Origin of the sequence: Bradyrhizobium sp. CER78 (genome assembly GCF_029846235.1) — a bacterium.
GTDB lineage: Bacteria > Pseudomonadota > Alphaproteobacteria > Rhizobiales > Xanthobacteraceae > Bradyrhizobium.
Map to the genome: position 1 here is coordinate 342,530 of NZ_JARVWP010000008.1, position 20,806 is coordinate 363,335.

Sequence of the window (20,806 nt, forward strand, 5' to 3'; positions counted from 1 at the left end):
CACTTCGCGCCGACCTCTCCCCGGCGGGGAGAGGTGAGATCGAAGCTGCGGCACCGGCCGCCGAAAACCAAGCCGCCAAAACAAAAGAGGCGGCAGATTGCTCTGCCGCCCCTCGATCCCCGGAAGAGGAGATTACTTCAGGTTGGACATCGCGGTCAGGTCGACCGAGAGCTTGGCGATACCAGCCGCGCCGCACCAGTTGGAGCCGGTGCCGCCCGGATTGATCGGGGTGACGTTGGTGGTGCCGCCCGCGGTGTAGTCGCTGGTGAAGGCGCTGCAGTTACCCTTCGACATGTCGGTGTCGGAGTAGCGCAGATCGAGCGTGAACACCTTGTAGGTGAAGCCGATGCCGATGTTCCAGGTGTTGTAGTCGGCATACTTGATGCCGTTCGGGAACGCCGGGACGCCGTAGAAGCTGTCGGAGGTGCCGAGCCACTGCCGGCCGAACTCACCCGACACGTACATGCCGACGCCGCTGGTGCCGAACAGGGTGCTGGGCGCGGTGTACTTGCCGATGATCGAGGAGTAGTTGCCCCAGGCGCCGGTGTTGAGGAAGTTCGGCGAGTAGTATTCGTTGATCGTGAACGCCCAGTTGTCGTTGATGGTCCAGGTCGCCTTGCCGTAGACTTCGAAGAACGAGACGTCCTTCTTCATGACGTTGCCGTTCGGCAGGAAGTTGGTGGCGCACTCCGCGCTGAGCGGCTTGCCGGCGGTGTCGAACGGCGCGCCGAAGTAGCAGGTTCCACCCGGATACAGGTAACCCCAGACGCCGATGTCGAAGGCGAAGGCGCCGAAGGTCGGGCGGATACCGCCGTAGACGTCGACTTCAGCCGCAGCGCGGTTGGCGAAGGAGATGCTTTCGGTCGAGGTGCCGATGTAGAGCTGCAGGTCCTTGTTGACGTTGTAGCGCGGCTCGAAATAGGCGGTGACCGACGGATTGTGGTTCGACTGGGTGACGCCGCGGAAGATGTAGTCATTCATGATGCCGGCGCCGAAGGCGATATCCCAAGGATCGAAGGGAGCCGGCGGCGGCGCCTTGACGGCCTTCACCGCCATGTCAGCTGCCATTGCCGAGCTCGAAATCATTGCTAGCGCCGTTGCTAACAAAGCCAGTTTCTTCATGACGATCCCCATCTACTTTTCCAGACAGCCCAGCTCCGGTGGCCCCCAGGGCGCGCGATAACGGACTGCAACACAATCGCGTGTGCTCAATTTGAAACGCGCCCCCATTTTGGAGAAGGCAAAAAGACATGCATCTGCCGACTTTTTAGGCGTTCTGGCAGTCGCGCCACAGTTGGTTGGCGAGTGTTGCATTTACACCACAATACTGAGGCCTCCCGTTCCGGTTGAATGACCCCCTCAGCCGGAACCGAGCAACGTTTCGACACGCTGCGGGCGGCATCGATGCGAATCGCCCGATCCGCAAAACTACGGACCGCCGATACGGAAAAAGCCGCAGCGGCGTCCGCTGCGGCTTCGATCAGGTGAACCAATGCAGGTTCGGTTAGTGGTGCTCGCCGTCGGAGGTGCCCCAGCTCGGCTCTTGGCTCGGCGTGGCCCAACTCTGGGCCGGCTGCGGCGCAGGTTCGGGCGCCGGCGGTGCTGCGACCGGGGCAGCCGGCTTCGGCGCGGCGGCCTTCTTCGGAGCGCTCTTCTTGGCAGCTTTCTTCGCAGCCTTCTTGGGTGCGGCCTTCTTCGGAGCAGCCTTCTTCGCGGCTTTCTTCGCAGCCTTCTTGGCTGACTTCTTCGCCGATTTCTTTGCAGACTTCTTCGCGGCCTTCTTGGCCGACTTCTTCGCTGACTTCTTCTTAGCCGCTACCGCCTTCTTGGCCTTTTTGGCCTTCTTGCTTTTCTTCACCTTCTTCGACTTCGCCATCGTGGTCCTCCTGTTGCCGCTATGTGAGTCCGCCGGGCGTATTGAAGTGATCGCTTGCCGGACGTTGGCTGCACCTCGGGGAGAGGCACCCTCCACTTCGCTTGTCGGGCATGATGGCCGCGCGATCGCTTCGCGTCTGTGGCTGAGGAAGCGCCGGTCCTTCACATTGCTCCAGACACATTGCGTCAGAGACGTTGCGTCGGGACAAGGCTGAGGTCCGGATCATGCTCGAGTGGCAGTCGATCAATTCAATCCTGGCCGGGGACCTCCTGTCGCCCAATCGAGAAGCTCAATCGTGTGCACCACAGGAACTGACGTACCGCCGGCAATCTGAACCATGCACCCAATATTGCCCGCGGCGATCATGTCCGGTTTGACAAGCGCAATATTGGCGACCTTGCGATCGCGCAATCTGCTCGCAATGTCGGGCTGGAGAATGTTGTAGGTCCCCGCCGAACCGCAACACAAATGGCTCTCGGGCACATCTTTCACCACGAATCCATTCTTGGAAAGCAATTCTTTCGGAAGTTGAGTGATTTTCTGTCCATGCTGCAACGAACAAGCCGAGTGATAGGCGACGGTGACGTCGCCCTTCTGCGTTGAAGGCGCGAGCTCGAGAGTGCTGAGATACTCGGTGATATCCTTCGCCAGCGCCGAGATTCGCTGCGCCGGCTCGGCGAATGTTTTGTCCTCGCGCAGCAGGTAGCCGTAGTCTTTGACAACTGTCCCACAGCCCGAGGTCGTCACCAGAATGGCGTCGAGCCCGTTCTGGTCCGCTTCCCTTTGCCACACCGTGATGTTGGCCCGTGCGCGCGCCAGCGCATCGCCGTCCTGTCCCATGTGATGGGTCAACGCCCCGCAGCATTGCTCGTCCCTGACCAGCACCACTTCGACGCCGTGCCGGGTCAGCACGTTGATGGCGGCCTGATTGATCCGCGGCGCCAGCACCTGCTGGGCGCAGCCCTGCAGCAGCGCGACCCTGCCGCGCCGCCGGCCGGTCGCCGCAAACACGGTTCCCGCTGCCGGTCCCGGCTGCGGCAGGCCGCGCGGTGCCAGCGCCAGCATCGCCTTGATCCGCCGCAGCAGGCCGGGGCTCGACGCACCGACCGACGGCGTCGGCAGCAGCGCGGCGAACGGACGGGCGAGCCCGGCTAGGATCATGCTGATCCGGAACAGGCCCGGTCGCGGCAGCACCAGGGCGAGCACCGACCGCAGCATCCGCTCCGTCAGCGGCCGCTGATAATCCCGCTCGATCCTGACCCGGGCCTGGTCGACGAGGTGCATGTAATTCACGCCCGACGGACAGGTGGTCATGCAGGCGAGGCACGACAGGCAACGGTCGATATGCTTGACCACCTCCGCCGTCGGCGGCTTGTCCTTCTCCAGCATCTCCTTGATCAAATAGATGCGGCCGCGCGGGCTATCGAGCTCGTCGCCGAGCAGCACATAGGTCGGGCAGGTCGCGGTGCAGAAGCCGCAATGCACGCAGGCGCGCAGGATCTTGTCGGCTTCCTGGATGTCGGGATCGGCAAGTTGCGCCAGTGTAAACTCGGTCTTCATGCAGCCCCGCTTCGATTCATCCGGCCGCGGTTGAGCACCGACCGTGGATCAAAGCTCGCCCGCACTCGTTCGCCGAGCGCGGCAAGCCCGGCCGGTTGCGGCTGGAACACATCGACCGCACGGCGCACGTCCTCGGTTGCACGGAGCAGGGTGGCGTGTCCGCCGATCGCCTCGACCTGGCCGCGGACCAGGGTGGCCTGCGCATCGGCACTCGGCGGCACCGCGGCCCAGATCAGCCCGCCGCCCCAGTCATAGATCACGTCGCCGCCGGTCGAGCGCGCCAGCGCCTGGCCCAGCGCGCCGCCCGAGGCCGGCGGGCAAACGATGCGCCACACCGGCCAGGCCCCAAGCGTACCGTTTGCCGCGAACGGCGCCACGTCGCGCAGCGCGCTCCAGATCGCAACCGAGGCATCGTCAGCAAGGCTGTCGACCGTTCCATAGGATGACAGTGTCTGGCTCAGCGAGGCGGCCCGATGTGCCGCCGAGGCCGAGATGCCCTCGAGCCGCACCAGCGTGACCGGCTGGCCGGAGGCCGCGAGGCCGGCGAGCGCCCCGGTCCCGGACCGCAGCACTGAGCCGGGCAGGTGCGCCGCGCCCGAGACGTCGAAGGGCGACCCCAGTGCGGCCGTCATCGCCTTGTTGGCCGTGACGTCGTCGAGACCGCGCAGCACCAGCGTGCGTTCGGCTTCCGGCTTCGGCATGACCTTCAGCGTCACCTCGGTCATGACCGCGAGCGTGCCCCAGGACCCGGTGAGCAGCTTGCAGAGGTCGTAGCCGGTGACGTTCTTCACCACCCGTCCACCGGTCTTGAAACCGTCGCCGAACCCGGACACCGCATGCGCCCCGAGCAGATGATCCCTGATGCCGCCGGCCTTGATGCGACGCGGACCGGCAAGGCCGGCACCGATCATGCCGCCGATCGTGCCTGCGCCCGCGGCGCCGAGCAGCACGGACGTGTCCATCGGCTCAAAGGCGAATTGCTGGTTCTTGGCATCGATCAGGGATTGTACGTCGGCGAGCGGCGCGCCGGCCTCGACGGTGATGATCAGCTCGTTCGGCTCATAGGCGCTGACCGCGTTCAGCACCGAGACGTCGAGCACCGCGTTGGTCGGCATCGGATAGCCGATGGCGCGCTTCGATCCATGACCGATGACCTCGAGCGGCTGCTCGCTGGCAACAGCCGCGCGCACCACCTCTTCGACATCCTTGATGTCTCTGACTTTGAGCGTTTCCACCCGCTAGGCGGTATCGAAATTCGGCTCCGAAATCAAATGCGCGCGCCGAACAGGTCCCTGAATGCGACGAGCCCGGCCTCGGTGATCTCGACGGAACGGCCCTGCGGCCGGCGCCGTATCCAGTCGCGCTGCATCGCGAGGTCGGCAACCGCAGCCCCTGCCCGCCCGGCCAGATGCGGACGCCGCTCGCTCCAATCGAGACAGGGCCGGCACAACTGCCGCCGGCTTCGTGTCGGCGATCGCAGGTCGATGCCGAGATCACGGAGAAATGCGCGGCCCGACGTGGTCAGCTCGCCGGCTTCCTGGTCGAGGCGGAGGTGGCCGTGTTCCCGCATCGCGTCGGTGACCGCGACGCCGAGCTCGCCGGCAAGGTGGTCGTAGCAGGTCCGGGCGCGGCGCATCTCCGCATCGATCCACGGCGGCGGCCGGGACGGATGCGGATCAATCGCCGCGACCGTCATCATCCCCTCGAGCATCTGCGCAATCAGCGGGGTGGCCAGCCGGTAGAGGCGGCACGGACCGCGCCGCTCGACCTTGAGCAGCGCACGCTCGACCAGCCGCGCCAGATGCCAGCTCGCGGTCTGCGGCGTGACGCCTGCGACCCGCGCCAGCTCGCTCGCAGTCTGCGCGCGTCCGTCCATCAGGCGCGACAGGATGCCGGCGCGGCCGGGATCGGCGATCAGGGCGGCGAGTTCCGCAAGCTCGGGTGCGATGGTCTGCATGGCCAGCTCCTGTCCAAGTCATCCATTTGTCGCACGCCGCACCTCCACAACGCTTCGATCATGATCGAAATGTTCACGACATCGACACTTCGATCGCCACCTAACCGAGTTCAACGAGCGATCCACTATCTCTCGCCTTGCGGTTCGGCCGGCACGACGGTTGGCGCAAATCATCTGGAGGCGATCATGAAGCGTTCGGAACTTCCCACCACGACGATGATGCTCACCCGACGATCGGCCATCGGCTCGTTCGCAGCGATCATGACGATCGCCGGCGTCTCGCCCTGGGCCGGATCGCAGGCTCGATCGGAGCAGAACAACGGAGGACTACCAATGAAGCACTATGCGATGAGCACGAGAACCATCAGCGATGCGATCAACACATCAGGCCTTCTGGTCGTCGCGCAGTGGGAAGCCAGGGAAGGCCAGGCCGACAAGGTCGCGGCAATCCTCGACAGCTTCCTGCCCGAGGCGCAGAAGGACCCCGGCACCAAGCTGTTCCTGATCGGCCGCGGCAAGGACAATCCGGCGCAGTTCCTGTTCTACGAATTGTTCCAGGACGAGGCGGCGTTCAAGGCGCATGCGGAGAGCGCCTACTTCAAGACCTACATCGCGGAGCAGGCGCTGCCGCTGCTGGCCAAGCGCGAGCGGACGCAATACGCGCTGCTGTGAGCAACTTCGCCGCGGGGGGATGCAAATCCTTCCCGCGGCGGCGCAGGTCAGATCGATGCGCTGCTGTTGCCAAGCCTTGCGTGCAGCTCGACCCGCTCGGGCGGCTTGCGCCAAAAGCCGACGATCGCAATCCGCGACAGCACCGCGGCCTCGAACGTCTCGACCTGGCCGCGGAGCCGCAGCGCCTGTTTCTCGACGAGATGCCAGGACGCGACGGCGACGCCGAAGGCGAGCGGCAGGCTGATCAGGATGTTCAGATACCAGTGCTGGACCGGCGGGCCGAACGAGGCAACGCATTGCTGGATCACGAAGCCATAGAGGTAGAGCCCGTAGGAGTAATCGCCTGACGATACGATCCAGCTCCGCCGCGGATTCATCAGGCCGAGATAGCATGCGACGTAGGCGGCCGGCACCGGCGCCAGCGCGTCGCCGCGTCCGGTCGCCATGCCGGCGGCGCAGGCCACCAGCGCCAGCAGGCAGACGGTACGGTTGAACGGCACCTTGTCGCGCCAGAGGTAGAAGCCGACGCCGGCAAGGAAGCAGAACACCAGAAGATGCGGGCGCAGCTGGATCGGCACCTCGTCCCAGCGGTAGATGTCGTAGCTCACCAGCGCGACCTGAACGACCACCAGGAACACAAGGTAGGCCACCCTGTTGAAGCAGATCGTGGTCACCGCGAGCAGCGCCAGGACGACGTAGCACCACAATTCGTACGGCACCGTCCAGAGCTGGGCATTCACCACGTCCGGCAGCGGATTGTGCAGGAAGACGCCCGGCAGCTCGTAATGGATGTCGCCGACGATGTTGAGAAAATAGGCGTGGAATTTCGGGTCGGCGACATACTGCGCCAACGGCAGTTCGGTGAAGACCGAACCGATGATGATGGCCGACAGCGTCGTCTCGACCGCGAGCGCGGGCCCGATCCGAAGCACGCGCAGGCCGAGGAAGGAAATCAGGCTCTTGCAGCGCTGCAGGCTCGCCGTCACCAGAAAGCCGCTCAGGGAGAAGAACAGCGCCAGGATCATCGCGATGCCGATGCGAAGCGTGCTCTGGATCTCCAGCGCCCGGCCGAGCCCGAGCGTCACGTTCGCGCCGTGCAGGCAGATGATCGTCGATGCCAGCGCGATCCGCATGTAGTCGAAACCTGCGGGCCGATTGCGCGAAAGCGCCAGCTGATCGGCAAGGCTCGGCATCGATGTGTTGGCGAAGACATGCATCTCGGGAAATTACCCGGGAACAGCTGAAGGCCGTGTAAATGGTGCCGTCTGCAATTGCGGCGACGCGCGACGGCAGCCTGACCGCCGGCCACGGCGATCGCGGCAAGCAGCGGTTAAGGTTATCGGAGGGCTAAGACAACCCGAAGAATTGTATCGATCGACGACCGTTGCCGGGCGACGAGGCCCTAGAATCGCGGGATATCCGGAAAGGCCAGCTTGCCGGCGTGGACATGGACGCGGCCGAGCTCGGCGCAACGATGCAGCGTCGGAAACACCTTGCCGGGGTTGAGCAGCCCCTCGGCATCGAAGGCGCATTTGAGCCGCTGCTGCTGGTTGAGGTCGATCTCGGTGAACATCTCCGGCATCAGGTCGCGCTTCTCGATGCCGACGCCATGCTCGCCGGTGAGCACGCCGCCGAGCTCGACGCAGCAGCGCAGGATGTCGGCGCCGAACGCCTCGGCTTTCTCGATCTCGCCCGGCTTGTTGGCATCGTAGAGGATCAAGGGATGCAGATTGCCGTCGCCGGCGTGGAACACATTGGCGACGCCGAGGCCGTATTTCTCCGAGAGTTCGCGGATCCGTGCCAGCGCCTTCGGCAGCGCGCCGCGCGGGATGGTGCCGTCCATGCAGAGATAGTCGGGCGAGATGCGCCCGACCGCGGGGAATGCGGCCTTGCGGCCGGCCCAGAACAAATTGCGCTCGGCCTCCGAATTGGAGATCTGCAGCGTCACCGAGCCGCAGCCCTTGGCGATGCTCTCGACCCGCGCGATCAGCTCATCGACCTCGATCTGGGGACCATCGAGCTCGATGATCAAAAGCGCCTCGACATCGAGCGGGTAGCCGGCATGAACGAAGGCCTCCGCAGCGTGGATCGCGGGCTTGTCCATCATCTCCATGCCGCCCGGGATGATGCCGGCGCCGATGATCCGCGCCACGCATTCGCCGGCCGCCTCGACTTCGGCGAAGCCGACCATCAGCGCGCGCGCCGTCTCCGGCTTCTGCAGGATGCGCACCGTGATCTCGGTGATGACGCCGAGCAGGCCCTCCGAGCCGGTGATGATGCCCATCAGATCGTAGCCGGCATTCTCGGCCGACTTGCCGCCAATGCGCAGGATCTCGCCCGACATCAGCACGATCTCGCAGCCCAGCACGTTGTTGGTGGTCATGCCGTATTTCAGGCAATGCACGCCGCCGGAATTCTCCGCGACATTGCCGCCGATCGAGCAGGCGATCTGCGACGACGGATCGGGCGCATAGTAGAAGCCGGCATGGGCGACCGCCTGGCTGATCGCAAGGTTGGTGACGCCGGGCTCGGTGACGACGACGCGGTTGTCGAAGTCAATCTCGCGAATCCGCTTGAACTTGCCGAGGCCCAGCAGCACGCCGTCGGCGAGCGGCAACGCGCCGCCGGACAGCGAGGTGCCGGAGCCGCGCGGCACCACCTTGATGCCCTGGCCCTGGCAATATTTGAGGACCTTTGCGACCTGCTCGGTGGTATCGGGCAGCACCACGACCATCGGCGGCTGCCGATAGGCGGTCAGGCCGTCGGATTCATAGGCCAGCATCTCGGCGGCGCTGTCGATCACGCCCTCGCCCGGGACGATGGCGCGCAAGGCGGCCACGATTTCGGCGCGGCGAGCAAGCACGGCCTGGTCGGCCGCCGGCATCATGATGGACATTGCTGTTCCCTCGGCGGGCGTTTGCCCTTTGCCGATTTGTTACGACAAATCAATCAGGTCTGCACCTGTTTCAGTCGCCTTGTTCCAGTCACCGGCCGAAGGTCGGATTGCCCTGCCCCGCAATGACGAGTTCTCTCTCGGACAAGCGGGCGGTCATGAAACCTGTCAAAGTTTCGTGGCTTGTCCTGTCCAAGCCGGACATGCCACAAACGATCACTACCCACCGGGACGAAACGAAGAGAACCCCATGAACCTAAAGACCTTGAGCGCGCTGGCGGTCGTCACATCGCTGGCCACAGCGTCCTCCGCGCTGGCGCAGGATGCCGCCGCCGGCAAGACCTCGTTCAACAAATGCCTCGCCTGCCACGCGATCGGCGAAGGCGCCAAGAACAAGGTCGGCCCCGAGCTCAACGGCCTCGACGGCCGCCGCTCCGGCACCGCGCCGGACTACAACTATTCCGATGCCAACAAGAATTCCGGCATCACCTGGAACAAGGAGCAGTTCCTCGAATACATCAAGGATCCGAAGGCCAAGATCCCCGGCACCAAGATGGCGTTCGCCGGCATCAAGAACGAGACCGAAGCCCAGAACGTTTGGGCCTACATCTCGTCCTTCGACAAGGACGGCAAGCAGAAGCAGTAATCGGCGGTATCGGACGGCGTCCGCCCTGTGCACCAGCCAGGGCGGACGTTTTTGTTGCGTTCAACGCGGCAACAGATTGGTCTTGGCGAGATCGACCACCTCGTCGCCGCGGCCGCTCATCACGGCGCGCAGCACCCACAGGCTGAAGCCCTTCACCTGTTCCAGCGTAATGGTCGGCGGCATCGACAATTCCTGCGTCGCGGTCACGACATCGAGCACGGCCGGGCCGTCATGCGCGAGCACGTCGCGGATCGCACCTTCGAGCTCGCCGGGATCCTCCACCCTGACGCCGTGAATGCCCATGGCGCGGGCCATCGCTGCAAAATCCGGATTCTTTAGATCGACCCCGGTCTCGATGAAGCCGGCGGCCTTCATCTCCAGCGCGACGAAGCCGAGCACGCTGTTGTTGAAGATCACGACCTTCACCGGTAGCCTGGCCTGAGTCAGCGTGATCAGATCCCCCATCAGCATCGCGAAGCCGCCGTCGCCGGACATCGACACCACCTGCCGTCCCGGCTGCGCCGCCTGCGCGCCGATCGCATGCGCCATCGCATTGGCCATCGAGCCATGGACCCAGGAGCCGATCAGCCGGCGGCGGCCGTTCATCTTCAGATAACGCGCGGCCCAGATCGTCGGTGTGCCGACATCGGCGGTGAACACCGCGTCCTCGGTGGCCTGCTCGCTGAGCAGCCGCGCCAGATATTGCGGATGGATCGGCTTCTGGCCCGGCTTGCCGCGGGCCAGATCGTCGAGCCCGGCGCGGGCGTCCTTGTAATGCGCGAGGCTGGCGTCGAGAAACTTGCGATCGGTCTTCGGGTTGAGCTTCGGCAACAGCGCGGCGATGGTCTCGCCGACATCGCCGACGATGCCGAGATCAAGCTTGCAGCGGCGGCCGAGATTTTCCGGGCGGAGATCGACCTGGGCGATGCTGATGCCGCTCGGGAAGAACTGCTTGTAGGGGAAGTCGGTGCCCAGCATCAGCAGCACATCGCAGCCGTGCATCGCGGCATAGCCGGAGGAGAAGCCGATGAAGCCGGTCATGCCGACGTCGTAGGGATTGTCGTATTCGACATATTCCTTGCCGCCGAGCGCGTGCACGATCGGGCTCTTCAGCGTCTCGGCGAGCTTGAGCAGGCCGTCATGCGCGCCGGCGCAGCCACGGCCGCAGAACAGCGTGACGCGCTTCGCGCCATTGAGCAGCCCGGCCAGCGCGTTCAATTCGGCATCGGCCGGACGCACCACCGGCATCGGCGGCAGCAGGCCCGCATTCGGTGCGATGTCGCGCTTCGGCGCCGGCCGCATCGCGACGTCGCCCGGCAGCACCAGGACGGCAACGCCGCGCTTGCCGATCGCGGCGCGGATCGCGTTCTCCAGCATGTAGGGCAGCTGCGCCGGATCCGACACCAGCTCGCAATAATGGCTGCATTCGCGGAACAGGTCCTGCGGATGGGTCTCCTGGAAATAGCCGCCGCCGATCTCGGCGGATGGAATCTGGGCCGCGATCGCCAGCACCGGCGTGCGGCTGCGATGCGCGTCGAACAGGCCATTGATGAGGTGCAGATTGCCCGGGCCGCAGGAGCCCGCGCACACTGCGAGATCGCCGGTGATCTGGGATTCGGCGGCGGCGGCGAACGCCGCCACCTCCTCATGGCGCACATGCAGCCAGTCGATCGTGCCGCGCTTGCGCAGGGCCTCGGTCAAGCCGTTGAGGCTGTCGCCGACCACACCGTAGATGCGCTTCACGCCGGCCTGGGCAAGGGTTTCGGCGATGAGGTCGGCGATGTTGTCGATCCGCATGAGAGACGTCCTTTGGGTGAGATCTGAAGAACCGCACCGCCGCATGATGTTCGGCACGATGGACCCGCGCAAGCCTTGGCCGATCACAGATTCGCGGGGGCGTTCTTGCCCTTTGTTGCTATCGATAGAACCAACTTGCAGACCATCGCCTCGATCTCGGACACCACGAGATCGGACGCGGCGTACTGCACCATGTGGCCGACGCCGGGCAGCACGATGAGCTTTGCCTGTGGCACTGTGGCTGCGAGCAGCCGCGAATGGATGCCGGTCGTGACCGTCTTGTCGACGTCGCCCGAAATGATTGACAGTGGCGCCCTGATCTCCGCATAGCGCGGCGCCTGCTCGACCACGGCGGCCTTCAGCGAGACGAGGTCGCGCGCGTTGGCGATGAACTCGCGCGGGCGCAGCAGGAGCAAGGTCGCGCTGTCACGGACGAAATCGTCAGGCATCGGCTGCGGCGCGAATACACCGCTCGCGCCCGAATTGGCCACAAGATAGCCGAGCGGCAGCGTGATCGTATGCGCAAGCAACGGCCCGATCAGCGGCGTCGAGATCACGTCGTTGTAGCGGCCGGCGCCGCCTCGCCAGGGATAGGCGACCGGGGCGAGCAGGACGAGGCCCGCAACGCGCTCCGGGTGATCGAGCGCAATGCGCAGTGCGAGCGCGCCGGCCCAGGAATGCGCCACCACGATCGCGCGGTCGACGCCGATCCTGGTCAGCGCCTCCACGATCATCCGGCCCTGGACCTCAGGCGTCGAATCCGCGACGTGCTCGCGCGGGCTCCAGCCATGCCCCGGCCGGTCGATCAGGATCACCCGGCGCGTCCTGGCGATGCGCTCGCCGAGCGGCTGCATCGCGCGGAGATTGGAGCTTGCGCCGTGCAGCATCACGACCGGCGGCCCCGCGGCATCGCGCGGGCCGAGCTCGACCACATGCAGCCGCGCGCCGGCCACGTCGACCATGCGGCCCTGTGGCGGAAAGGCGCGCTGGATCAGCGCCACGCCGATTTGCGTTGCCAGGGCCAGCACCAGGGCCAGTCCGGCGGCCGCCAGCACGATGATCGCGGTCAACATCGAGAGGGTCCGGGATGTGTTGGGTACCTGAAGGGAGTTGGGTATCTGAAGCGTGCTGGCCACCCCGAAACTACGGAGTAGCCGAAATCAGGTTTTGCCCAGTGCCGGATTTGAACCCTGCCCGGGCCCGCTCTGGTTCGGAAAGCCAATGTCGATTTTCCGGGCTCCGGCCGGGGCACAGAGTTGTCCACAATGCGCCCAGCCTGTGGATAGCGGGTTCATACCTGCGTCATTAGTAATTTCATAGATTGAAGGTGGCAATTTCGCCATCAGACGCGAGGCTTCATCGAAACCGGGACGCTACCTGGGTGCTTCTAGGGCTTATACACTGAATCCACAGGAACCCGCGTCCGCACGACGAGTTCAACGGGAAGTAATCGGAGGAGTACCATGATTTCCGACCCTAGCGATGCGGCCATCGACCAGATCGTGGCGAGTTGCAATGGCGACCTGCGCGGCGCCCTGAAGGCGTTGTTGCTCGTGAATGAGCACCTGGAGGCGGAGCTTCAGCAATTCTACGCTGCCGTAGCCCAGGACAACGCGTCCCGCGGCAAGTTCCTGCACTAGTCTCCTGCGCCGGACCGTATCGCGAGCAAGCATCGAGCTCGCGCTGACGTGCCCATTCGCGTCCATCGGACCGCGATCGCGATCAATCGTAGGCAATCAGATGTCGCGGCCTTCGACCTTCTCGGTCAGCTGCTTGACGATCTGCGGCACCTTCTCGAGGTAAGGGTCGACAGCCAGTGCCTTGCGGAAGGCGTCCAGCGCGCGCTTGTCGTCGCCCATGTCCTGCATGATCATGCCGACACCCGCCAGCGCGCCGAAATGGCGGGGCTCACGGGTCAGCACCTGTTGCAGATCTCCCAACGAACGGACGTAGTCGTTCTTCAGGTAATAGATCGTCGCGCGCCGGTTCCAGGCCTCGACATAGTCGGGCCGCAGCTTGATCACGGCATCCAGCAGTTTCAGCGCGACATCGACATTCTGCGCGTCGAGCGCGGCCTTGGCGCGCACCATCAGCAGCGCGGCGGTATCGCTCGGGGTTTGCAGCCACAGCGCCCAGATCCGCGCCTCGACGTGGCGGGCGCTGTCCTCATCGGGCGCGGCCTTCAGCGCGCCGAACAGGAAATCCAGCCCGCGGGTGCGGTCGGCCGGAACCTTCGGCAGTTTGGTCGGCGCTTCCGGCAGTTTCTTCTGGGCCTTCGGCGGCGGGATCACCCGCGGATCGTCCTGCGCGACGGCTGCAACGGGCATGGCCAGAAGCGCGGCGATCAGGATCGCCAGCCGGCGGTTGGTCGGGCCAAAGAAGTTTAATCCCATCGCCGAAGTCTAGACGCACAAAGCCGCACTGCAAAGCAGCGCGGCCTCAAAGACCTGTGAAGGATTGCAAGCAGCCGGTGATCCCAGCGGGATCGACTGCTCGGATCAACCCTGGCGCGCCTTGAAGCGGCGCTGGACCTTGTTGATCACGTAGACGCGGCCCTTGCGGCGGACCAGACGGTTGTTGCGATGGCGGCCGCGCAGCGACTTCAGCGAGTTACGGACCTTCATGGGACAATCCTGTTACTTCGAAAGGCCCGTGTTGGAGGCCGTACCTGATCAATGCCAATGCTTGGGGCAAGCCAATATCCGGGCAAGCCAATCGTTGGCCAAATGGGATTTATCCCGACAAGCGGCCAGACCGCGCGGGACGGCCGCGTTCTAAGCCATCGGACCGTTAAATGTCAACGGAGATGGGCCGATTTTCGGCCATATCCCGGCCTGGATCCTACGTCGGCCGCACGCCCATGCCATTGAGATCGCTTCGGAAACGGCGGCCGCAACGATTGTCGCGCCGTGGCCCGTGCCGCCGGCATTCCCCGACGGCTGCCGCAAGAGCGGCGAATCGTGCTTGCGGGCCGAGCCCGAACCGATCCTTACGGACTTTCCCGGCCGAACCGGGATCAGTCAGCAATCGCACGCTCATCCGCCAGACCGCTTGCGAAAATCGTTATATCATATAATTATTTTCCATCACTAACAAACACGCCGCCGGGGAAGCCGAATGCCCAAGCTCAAACTGCCTGACATCGAGAAAGTCGTCGCGATCGACATCCACACCCATGCCGAGGAGCCGTGCGGCATGCATGGCGACGACGGCTATGACGATTTCCAGGCGCAGATGGCCGACTATTTCAAGTCGCCGCACAAGCATCCGCCGACCGTGCCGGAGACCGCCGCCTACTACCGGTCGAAGAACATCGCCGCCGTGATCTTTCCGGTCGATGCCGAACGCGAGACCGGCTTCCGCCGCTATAACAATCTCGAAATGCTCGAGGTCGCATCCGATCATCTCGATGTGCTGATCCCGTTCGTCTCGATCGATCCGCACAAGGGCAAGCTCGGCGTCCGCGAGGCGAAGCGGCTGATCGAGGACTACGGCGTCCGCGGCTTCAAATTCCACCCGACCATGCAGGGCTTCTACGCCAACGACCGCATGGCCTATCCGCTCTATGAGGCGATCAATGACGGCGGCGCGATCGCGCTGTTTCATACCGGCCAGACCGGCGTCGGCTCCGGCATGCCGGGCGGCATGGGGATGCGGCTGAAATATTCCAACCCGATGTACATGGACGACGTCGCGGCTGACTTCCCCGACCTCAAGATCATCCTCGCGCATCCCTCCTTCCCCTGGCAGGAAGAGGCGCTGTCGGTCGCGACCCACAAGCCGAACGTCTATATCGACCTCTCCGGCTGGTCGCCGAAATATTTCCCGCCGATCCTGGTGCGCTACATCAACTCGATCCTGCAGGACAAGATGCTGTTCGGCTCCGACTGGCCTGTGATCACGCCGGACCGCTGGCTCGCCGATTTCGCCAAGCTCGACATTCGCGAGGAGATCCGACCCAAGGTGCTGAAGGCCAACGCGCGGAAGATTTTGGGCATCTGAGGGAGTATTGTCGGCGGCAAGCTTCGGGGGTGGTTCATGACCAGCTTCACCGGACTTGCCGCATCCCTCGCCGTGCTTCTGATCGGAAGCGCAGGGCCGGACTATGCGGCTGGCGCGGGGCAGCCGCCCGCCTTCGTCGAATTCGAGACTCCGCTTGCAAACGCGCAACCGCTGCAAGGCTATCTGCGATTGCCGGACGGACCAGGCCCCTCACCCGCGGTCGTGCTGCTGCATGGCTGCAGCGGGTTCTTCAAACAACTCGACGAGCGTTGGGGCAGGCTGTTGGCGGCCTGGGGTTATGTCACGCTCACGGTCGACCGATTCGGACCGCGCGGCATCACCAGCGCCTGCACGAGCGGGCCGCCGGCCGCGACCGTCCATGACGCCTATCGCGCGCTGAGTTTCCTGGCACGGCAATCGTCCGTCGACCCTGCCCGCGTCGCGGTGGTCGGGTTCTCGCAAGGCGCCGAGCTTGCGCTGTTCTCGGTGGAGCGCGGGGCGATCGAACGTAACGCGACTGAGAAATTCCGTGCCGCCGTGGCGTTCTACCCGCCTTGCCTCAGCATCAAGGGTGACATGACGGTGCCGACGCTGATCATGGTCGGCGAACTCGACGATTGGACGCCGGCCAGGGAATGCCGGAGCTTGGCCGAAGGCCGCGACGACTACGGAATCTCGCGCCGGAAGGACACGGGGTATCCGATCAAACTCATCGTCTATCCCGGCGCCTATCATGATTTCGACGTGCCTGCTTTTGGCACGCCCCGGACGCAGCTCGGTCATCACCTCGAATTCAACGCGGCGGCCCGCGACCAATCCGTCGACGCCTTGCGGAAATTCCTGTATTCGACGATCGGCGGGCAAGAGAGACCACAATGACAATCAACGCAATCGTCTTCGACGCCTATGGCACGCTCTACGACGTGCAGTCGGTGGCCGACGTCACCGAGGATGCATTCCCCGGCTATGGCGACATCATCACGCAGATCTGGCGCATCAAGCAGCTCGAATATTCCTGGCTGCGCACGCTGATGCGGCGCTACCAGGATTTCGCCGTCGCAACCCGCGATTCCCTCGCCTACACGCTGCGCTGCCTCGGCCTGCAATATGACGAAGCAATCTTTGGGCGCATCATCGACAAGTATCAGCATCTCGCGCTGTATCCGGATGCCGTCGCCGCGCTCGAGGCGATGAAGGACAAGAAGCTCGCGATCCTCTCCAACGGCAGCCCTGAGATGCTGAACGCGCTGGTGCGCAATTCGGGGCTCGACCGGCTGCTCGATGCGACCATCAGCGTCGATGCCCACAAGATGTTCAAGCCGGCGCCGGAGGCCTACACGCTGATCGAAGAGGTGCTGAAGGTGCCGCCGGCGGAGGTCTTGTTCATCTCCTCCAATCCGTGGGACGCCTGCGGCGCCAAGGCGTTCGGACTCAATGTCGCCTGGATCGAGCGGGTGACGCCGGCAGCGATGGCGCTGGCTTGCGTCGAGAGCGAGACGATCGCCCCATTGACGATGTTCAAGGCGCTGCGTACCCAGATGGACGAGCTCGGCGTCGTGCCCGATCACCGGATTCACGGCCTCTCCGAGCTTCCTGCCCTGGTGTCTGCCAGATCCTGACTAGCAAGGTCCTGAACTTCATGAGCATCGAGTCCGTCCGCGCCTTCTTCGCCGAGAAGGCGCCCGAAATCACCGTGATCGAATCCACCACAAGCTCCGCGACCGTCGTGCTGGCGGCGGAGGCCTATGGCGTCGAGCCGGCGCGGATCGCCAAGACGCTGAGCCTGCGGGTCGGCGACCGCGTGGTGCTGATCGTCGCCGCCGGAACGTCGCGGATGGACAACAAGAAGGTGAAGGCAGCCTTCGGCGGCAAGCCGAAGATGCTCGGCCTCGACGAGGTCGCCGACATCACCGGCCATGAGGTCGGCGGCGTCTGCCCGTTCGGGCTGAAGACGCCGCTGCCGGTCTATTGCGATGTCTCGCTGAAGGCATTCGACGTCGTGGTGCCGGCCGCCGGCTCGACCCACAGCGCGGTGCGCATCACGCCCCACAGGATGGCGGAGCTGACCGCGGCCGAGTGGGTCGATGTTTGCGAAGTCAGGGCCTAAGGATTCTTGACGCGTCTTCTTGACGCGAACCGGTATCCACTTCGCTCGAAAACGCTCTAGTCCTCATCATCGCCGGGCGCCGGCCGCGGCGGCGCAACCGGCGCCGGCTGGATCTGCTGTGGTGCGCGTGGCCGTTGCTGCAACTGCGGGCGCTGCTGCGGCGCGCGCCCCTGGGTTTGCGGCTGCTGCGTGCTTGCATTGGACTCGAATACGGCACGACAGCCGCTGGAGAGTTGCGGCGTGTTCTGCCGCAGGCAGGCGACGATCCGGTTGGTGTCGGGAATCTGATCGCCACAGAGCCGCCACACATCCGGTGTGCACGCCATCTGCTGTTCCCATGTTCCGCGATACTCCTGCGACAACGCAGGCGTTGCGGCGGCGAGGCCGCCGATCGCGATCGCTACGCTCAGGACAATCCGCTGCGTCTTCATGCCCAGTGCCCTCGTTCGACATGATTGATCCGCGCACGCGCGAGTTCCGCGCGGCAATTTGCTTCAGGCTGGCAAATGAATGCGGCCAAGGATCGTTGCAAGGAACGACCTTGCAGACAACTAAATGTGAAGGCGAATGGACCTGAGTTCCCTATTCGACCTTGCCGATCTTCACGCGCGCGCTGTCGTCTGCAACAAATTTTGAAAACTCCGGTGCAGCCACCTGTACGCGAACTGCGGCGCCGAAGGTCTCGATCAGCTTCGACGCCGCTACGACATCGGCCGTCGCCGCGCGCATATCTTAGCGCTTGCGCGACGCCTTGCGTGTCTTTGCGACCGACCGCTTCCTGACTGCGCCGCGCTTGGTCGCGGTCTTCTTGCTGGCAGCTGCGCGGCGGGCCGGTGCGGCCGCAGCCGGACGCTTGCGCACCACGGCCATCGCCACAGCCTTCTTGGGCGCTCTCCTGGCAGTACTCTTGGTTGGCTTCTTCCCTGCTTTCTTCGCGGCTGGCGGGCGCGCGCGGCGTGCAATTGTCGCACTGCGGCGCCGTGCTCCGCCTCCGCCGACCGGCACGATATGGTCGTTGGCATCCAGCGTGAGCTGCTGGAGCGGATATGCCGGCAGGAAGCTCGGATCGTTGTAGAGCTTGCTCAGGCTGCCCTGATCGAACTTGCCGCCCTGCCCGCGATCTTCACCCGCACCGGCACGCCAGGCCGCTTCCCAGACTCGCGCAAGCGTCTTGGCGCCGTCCTGCATGCAGGCCGCGGTGGCGTCCTTCAGCTTCGACCACATTGCGTCGACCTGGCCGCTCCCCATGTGCGAATTGAACAGGTTGACGATCGTCATCGGCGGCAATCGCTTCACGGTGCGCTGCATCAGCGCGACCACGGCGACGGCGGCATCGCGACCGGTCGGCGTTGCACCCGGCGCGATCTCCGCGACGTCGCTGGCCTTCGCGTCGGGGATCATCTTGATGAGATCCTTGCCGTAGCGACCGATCATCGTGGTCTCGTACACGCTGTGCACCTTGGCGTGCTTCTTGTCGTTCGGATCAAGACCATGATGGAATTGCGAGATGTGCAGCGGCTGGCAGGCATCGCCGATGTAATGCGCGACGATGCCCGCAGCGCAGACGAACTCCAGCTTCTTGTTGGCGGCGGCGTATTCGACCATCTCGTCGAAGATCTGCCAGACCCGGAACGGCAGCGCGCCGCGCCGGTCCTCGCCGATTCCGTCGTAATAGTCGTTCCAGACTTTTGGATCGACGTTGCGCGTCGATTCGGCGCAGAGATCGAGCAACGTCTTGCCGTCCTTGCCCGGCTTGTCCATGTCGGCGAAATGGTTGCTTTCGTCGGTGTGCCGGGTGAAGCGCCAGACGAGGTCAGCGACGTCGGCCAGCGGCGCGAACGTGCCGTGCTGATACGGCTTGAGGTCGGCAAGCAGCTTGTCGTCGAGGCCGATATTGTCGGAATTGGCATCCATCATGGCCGAGAGCTTGGGAAGCTTCGCATCGATCAGGCCGGTCGCGTAGGCGCCGATCTTGACGTGTCCCCATTCGCCCCAATACTCGGTGTGGCCGGCATTCCAGTCGCCGATCAACTCGACATCGAGCTCGCGGCACAGCGTCGCCATGCAGATGCCGAGCGCGACCTGCATCGGGACCTTGCCGCCTGACCCGAACAATTCCTGGCCGCCCCATTCGAGCGCCAGAGGGCTGAGGATGCGCGCGCCGCCGGCGTTCTTCTTGGCGTCCGGATCGTCGAGGAACCAGACCGTGCCGGAATCGCCGGGATAGTTGTTGAGCGGCGTGTCACCGTCGCGCGGACCGATCACGAAATCGCTGACATATTCCATGCCACCCACGGTCTTGTAGCGATAGAACAGGCCGATGATCTTGCCCTTCATCAATCCGCTGGTCGCACCGAAGGCGATCAGCGGCTGGTTGATGATCTCGAGGCGGAAAGTGCCGACATTGAGATCGACGACGTCGCCGACCTGGCCGACGCCGTAGATCTGCGCGGTCCAGCCCTTGACGTCATCGACGCGGATCAATCCGGCATCGAGATTGGCCACCACGCGCGAACCGGGCCAGCCGGGATAGACGTCGCTGAAGGCGCGCTTGCCGAGTTGCAGCGCATCGCTGACGCCGAGACGGCGGTCGGTGTTCTTGAAGCCGGCGAAGATCTCGCGTCCTGCCGCGCCGACCACGTGGCGGTTGGAGAGTGCGAACACGGTCTCGCCATTGGTGACGAGACAGCCGATCGAGCCGCGGTGGATCTTGCCCTGGATCATGGTCTGGACCGGGAAGCCGCCGCCAACCAGATCGCTCTTGAACACCGGCGGGTCGACGATGCCGGGGCTGCCCTCGTTGGGATCGACCTTGACGACGCAGGTGGGCACGACGCGGCCGTCCGGCAGATACAGGAATGGAGGCACCAGTTGGTCCTGCTTCTCCGGATGGTTCTTCAACTCGGACCGCTTCATCCAGTCCCGCACGAAGACGAGAATGCACGGCCACGACCAGTCCTTGACCGACGAATTGAACAGCGTGCGCGGTCCGAGTGCCTGCGGCTTGGAATGGTGCCGCCGTTCCGTCGCGTTGCGGTCGCTGTCGCGGATCAGATAGCGGCCGATCGCGGTGGCGTAGACCGATTGCAGATGGGCCAGATGCACATGATAGGCCTCGCGGGCATCGAGCAGATCCTTCACCGACAATGACGTGAAGTCATGCTTGGTCAGATCAATCATCTGGTTCCTCCGAAAATGTGCTTTGCGGCAACAGGTTCAGGATGAAGAGATAGACGATCGCGCCTGCCCACGATCATGGGTTAGTTCACACAATCTATACAATTTAAAAGGGATGA

General features: G+C 64.3%; 21 protein-coding genes. 7 read left to right on the plus strand and 14 right to left on the minus strand.

Annotation, left to right across the window (positions count from 1 at the left end; genetic code table 11):
• Positions 1–132: 132 nt before the first annotated feature.
• From QDT69_RS20090 to QDT69_RS20110, 5 genes are all read right to left on the minus strand, one after another.
• Complete coding sequence (locus QDT69_RS20090; protein ID WP_279708188.1) at positions 133–1,122, minus strand: TorF family putative porin; 990 nt, start codon at positions 1,120–1,122, stop codon at positions 133–135.
• A 382-nt stretch (positions 1,123–1,504) separates the two neighbouring features.
• The gene (locus QDT69_RS20095) at positions 1,505–1,876 is read right to left on the minus strand and encodes a histone (protein ID WP_279708189.1); all 372 of its coding nucleotides are present in this window, start codon (positions 1,874–1,876) and stop codon (positions 1,505–1,507) included.
• A gap of 243 nt (positions 1,877–2,119) precedes the next feature.
• The gene (glcF, locus tag QDT69_RS20100; RefSeq protein ID WP_279708190.1) at positions 2,120–3,436 is read right to left on the minus strand and encodes a glycolate oxidase subunit GlcF; all 1,317 of its coding nucleotides are present in this window, start codon (positions 3,434–3,436) and stop codon (positions 2,120–2,122) included.
• The gene (locus QDT69_RS20105; protein WP_279708191.1) at positions 3,433–4,671 is read right to left on the minus strand and encodes an FAD-binding protein; all 1,239 of its coding nucleotides are present in this window, start codon (positions 4,669–4,671) and stop codon (positions 3,433–3,435) included. The genes glcF and QDT69_RS20105 overlap by 4 nt, the downstream gene beginning before the upstream one ends.
• 32 nt (positions 4,672–4,703) lie before the next feature.
• Complete coding sequence (locus QDT69_RS20110) at positions 4,704–5,393, minus strand: helix-turn-helix transcriptional regulator (RefSeq protein ID WP_279708192.1); 690 nt, start codon at positions 5,391–5,393, stop codon at positions 4,704–4,706.
• A 186-nt stretch (positions 5,394–5,579) separates the two neighbouring features.
• On the opposite strand from QDT69_RS20110, the gene QDT69_RS20115 reads away from it, so the two are divergent.
• The gene (locus QDT69_RS20115) at positions 5,580–6,065 is read left to right on the plus strand and encodes an antibiotic biosynthesis monooxygenase (RefSeq protein ID WP_279708193.1); all 486 of its coding nucleotides are present in this window, start codon (positions 5,580–5,582) and stop codon (positions 6,063–6,065) included.
• Between the two features lie 47 nt (positions 6,066–6,112).
• On the opposite strand, the gene QDT69_RS20120 is transcribed toward QDT69_RS20115, so the two are convergent.
• Together QDT69_RS20120 and QDT69_RS20125 are read right to left on the minus strand one after the other, a co-directional pair.
• Positions 6,113–7,282 (minus strand): acyltransferase, encoded by a 1,170-nt coding sequence (locus tag QDT69_RS20120; RefSeq protein ID WP_279708194.1) that lies wholly within the window; start codon positions 7,280–7,282, stop codon positions 6,113–6,115.
• 185 nt (positions 7,283–7,467) lie between these two features.
• Entirely contained in the window at positions 7,468–8,961 is a 1,494-nt protein-coding gene (locus tag QDT69_RS20125) for an FAD-linked oxidase C-terminal domain-containing protein (protein WP_279708195.1), read from the minus strand.
• Between the two features lie 247 nt (positions 8,962–9,208).
• Between QDT69_RS20125 and cycA the strand changes: the two genes are divergently transcribed.
• Positions 9,209–9,604 (plus strand): cytochrome c-550 CycA, encoded by a 396-nt coding sequence (gene cycA, locus QDT69_RS20130; RefSeq protein WP_279708196.1) that lies wholly within the window; start codon positions 9,209–9,211, stop codon positions 9,602–9,604.
• 60 nt (positions 9,605–9,664) lie between these two features.
• Here the strand turns inward: cycA and poxB are convergent, their stop codons facing one another.
• Both poxB and QDT69_RS20140 read right to left on the minus strand, forming a co-directional pair.
• The gene (gene poxB / locus QDT69_RS20135) at positions 9,665–11,401 is read right to left on the minus strand and encodes a ubiquinone-dependent pyruvate dehydrogenase (protein WP_279708197.1); all 1,737 of its coding nucleotides are present in this window, start codon (positions 11,399–11,401) and stop codon (positions 9,665–9,667) included.
• 83 nt (positions 11,402–11,484) lie between these two features.
• Positions 11,485–12,474, minus strand: a complete 990-nt coding sequence (locus tag QDT69_RS20140) for an alpha/beta hydrolase (RefSeq protein ID WP_279708198.1) — start codon at positions 12,472–12,474, stop codon at positions 11,485–11,487.
• A gap of 390 nt (positions 12,475–12,864) precedes the next feature.
• Here QDT69_RS20140 and QDT69_RS20145 point away from each other — a divergent pair, with 390 nt between their 5' ends.
• Positions 12,865–13,041 carry a hypothetical protein gene (locus QDT69_RS20145; protein WP_021080994.1) on the plus strand — a complete coding sequence of 59 codons (177 nt, stop codon included), beginning with the start codon at positions 12,865–12,867 and terminating at the stop codon, positions 13,039–13,041.
• Positions 13,042–13,137: 96 nt separating this feature from the next.
• Here QDT69_RS20145 and QDT69_RS20150 read toward each other — a convergent pair whose 3' ends face one another.
• Both QDT69_RS20150 and ykgO read right to left on the minus strand, forming a co-directional pair.
• Entirely contained in the window at positions 13,138–13,728 is a 591-nt protein-coding gene (locus tag QDT69_RS20150) for a tetratricopeptide repeat protein (RefSeq protein ID WP_279708235.1), read from the minus strand.
• Between the two features lie 171 nt (positions 13,729–13,899).
• The gene (gene ykgO / locus QDT69_RS20155) at positions 13,900–14,025 is read right to left on the minus strand and encodes a type B 50S ribosomal protein L36 (protein WP_002718645.1); all 126 of its coding nucleotides are present in this window, start codon (positions 14,023–14,025) and stop codon (positions 13,900–13,902) included.
• Positions 14,026–14,518: 493 nt separating this feature from the next.
• Here ykgO and QDT69_RS20160 point away from each other — a divergent pair, with 493 nt between their 5' ends.
• The 4 genes from QDT69_RS20160 to QDT69_RS20175 are packed head-to-tail and all read left to right on the plus strand — an operon-like array spanning position 14,519 to position 17,510.
• A complete protein-coding gene (locus QDT69_RS20160; protein ID WP_279708200.1) occupies positions 14,519–15,403 on the plus strand; it encodes an amidohydrolase family protein in 885 nt (294 codons plus the stop codon).
• Between the two features lie 36 nt (positions 15,404–15,439).
• Positions 15,440–16,282 (plus strand): dienelactone hydrolase family protein, encoded by an 843-nt coding sequence (locus tag QDT69_RS20165; protein WP_279708201.1) that lies wholly within the window; start codon positions 15,440–15,442, stop codon positions 16,280–16,282.
• The gene (locus tag QDT69_RS20170) at positions 16,279–17,022 is read left to right on the plus strand and encodes a haloacid dehalogenase type II (protein ID WP_279708202.1); all 744 of its coding nucleotides are present in this window, start codon (positions 16,279–16,281) and stop codon (positions 17,020–17,022) included. Before QDT69_RS20165 ends, QDT69_RS20170 begins: the two co-directional genes overlap by 4 nt.
• A gap of 20 nt (positions 17,023–17,042) precedes the next feature.
• A complete protein-coding gene (locus tag QDT69_RS20175) occupies positions 17,043–17,510 on the plus strand; it encodes a YbaK/EbsC family protein (protein WP_279708203.1) in 468 nt (155 codons plus the stop codon).
• A gap of 56 nt (positions 17,511–17,566) precedes the next feature.
• Here the strand turns inward: QDT69_RS20175 and QDT69_RS20180 are convergent, their stop codons facing one another.
• From QDT69_RS20180 to QDT69_RS20190, 3 genes are all read right to left on the minus strand, one after another.
• On the minus strand, positions 17,567–17,941 hold the full coding sequence (locus QDT69_RS20180) for a hypothetical protein (RefSeq protein ID WP_279708204.1): 375 nt from the start codon (positions 17,939–17,941) through the stop codon (positions 17,567–17,569).
• A gap of 151 nt (positions 17,942–18,092) precedes the next feature.
• Complete coding sequence (locus QDT69_RS20185) at positions 18,093–18,239, minus strand: hypothetical protein (RefSeq protein ID WP_279708205.1); 147 nt, start codon at positions 18,237–18,239, stop codon at positions 18,093–18,095.
• 3 nt (positions 18,240–18,242) lie between these two features.
• The gene (locus tag QDT69_RS20190) at positions 18,243–20,690 is read right to left on the minus strand and encodes a hypothetical protein (protein WP_279708206.1); all 2,448 of its coding nucleotides are present in this window, start codon (positions 20,688–20,690) and stop codon (positions 18,243–18,245) included.
• Positions 20,691–20,806 lie beyond the last annotated feature (116 nt).

Bases quoted from the DNA above. Each gene is read 5' to 3' on its own strand.
- cycA (WP_279708196.1), top strand. From the start codon at position 9,209: ATGAACCTAAAGACCTTGAGCGCGCTGGCGGTCGTCACATCGCTGGCC.
- QDT69_RS20190 (WP_279708206.1), bottom strand. From the start codon at position 20,690: ATGATTGATCTGACCAAGCATGACTTCACGTCATTGTCGGTGAAGGAT.
- poxB (WP_279708197.1), bottom strand. From the start codon at position 11,401: ATGCGGATCGACAACATCGCCGACCTCATCGCCGAAACCCTTGCCCAG.
- QDT69_RS20175 (WP_279708203.1), top strand. From the start codon at position 17,043: ATGAGCATCGAGTCCGTCCGCGCCTTCTTCGCCGAGAAGGCGCCCGAA.
- QDT69_RS20145 (WP_021080994.1), top strand. From the start codon at position 12,865: ATGATTTCCGACCCTAGCGATGCGGCCATCGACCAGATCGTGGCGAGT.
- QDT69_RS20160 (WP_279708200.1), top strand. From the start codon at position 14,519: ATGCCCAAGCTCAAACTGCCTGACATCGAGAAAGTCGTCGCGATCGAC.
- QDT69_RS20090 (WP_279708188.1), bottom strand. From the start codon at position 1,122: ATGAAGAAACTGGCTTTGTTAGCAACGGCGCTAGCAATGATTTCGAGC.
- QDT69_RS20095 (WP_279708189.1), bottom strand. From the start codon at position 1,876: ATGGCGAAGTCGAAGAAGGTGAAGAAAAGCAAGAAGGCCAAAAAGGCC.
- QDT69_RS20120 (WP_279708194.1), bottom strand. From the start codon at position 7,282: ATGCATGTCTTCGCCAACACATCGATGCCGAGCCTTGCCGATCAGCTG.
- QDT69_RS20165 (WP_279708201.1), top strand. From the start codon at position 15,440: ATGACCAGCTTCACCGGACTTGCCGCATCCCTCGCCGTGCTTCTGATC.
- QDT69_RS20180 (WP_279708204.1), bottom strand. From the start codon at position 17,941: ATGAAGACGCAGCGGATTGTCCTGAGCGTAGCGATCGCGATCGGCGGC.
- glcF (WP_279708190.1), bottom strand. From the start codon at position 3,436: ATGAAGACCGAGTTTACACTGGCGCAACTTGCCGATCCCGACATCCAG.
- QDT69_RS20150 (WP_279708235.1), bottom strand. From the start codon at position 13,728: ATGCCCGTTGCAGCCGTCGCGCAGGACGATCCGCGGGTGATCCCGCCG.
- QDT69_RS20140 (WP_279708198.1), bottom strand. From the start codon at position 12,474: ATGTTGACCGCGATCATCGTGCTGGCGGCCGCCGGACTGGCCCTGGTG.
- QDT69_RS20170 (WP_279708202.1), top strand. From the start codon at position 16,279: ATGACAATCAACGCAATCGTCTTCGACGCCTATGGCACGCTCTACGAC.
- QDT69_RS20115 (WP_279708193.1), top strand. From the start codon at position 5,580: ATGAAGCGTTCGGAACTTCCCACCACGACGATGATGCTCACCCGACGA.
- QDT69_RS20185 (WP_279708205.1), bottom strand. From the start codon at position 18,239: ATGCGCGCGGCGACGGCCGATGTCGTAGCGGCGTCGAAGCTGATCGAG.
- ykgO (WP_002718645.1), bottom strand. From the start codon at position 14,025: ATGAAGGTCCGTAACTCGCTGAAGTCGCTGCGCGGCCGCCATCGCAAC.
- QDT69_RS20125 (WP_279708195.1), bottom strand. From the start codon at position 8,961: ATGTCCATCATGATGCCGGCGGCCGACCAGGCCGTGCTTGCTCGCCGC.
- QDT69_RS20110 (WP_279708192.1), bottom strand. From the start codon at position 5,393: ATGCAGACCATCGCACCCGAGCTTGCGGAACTCGCCGCCCTGATCGCC.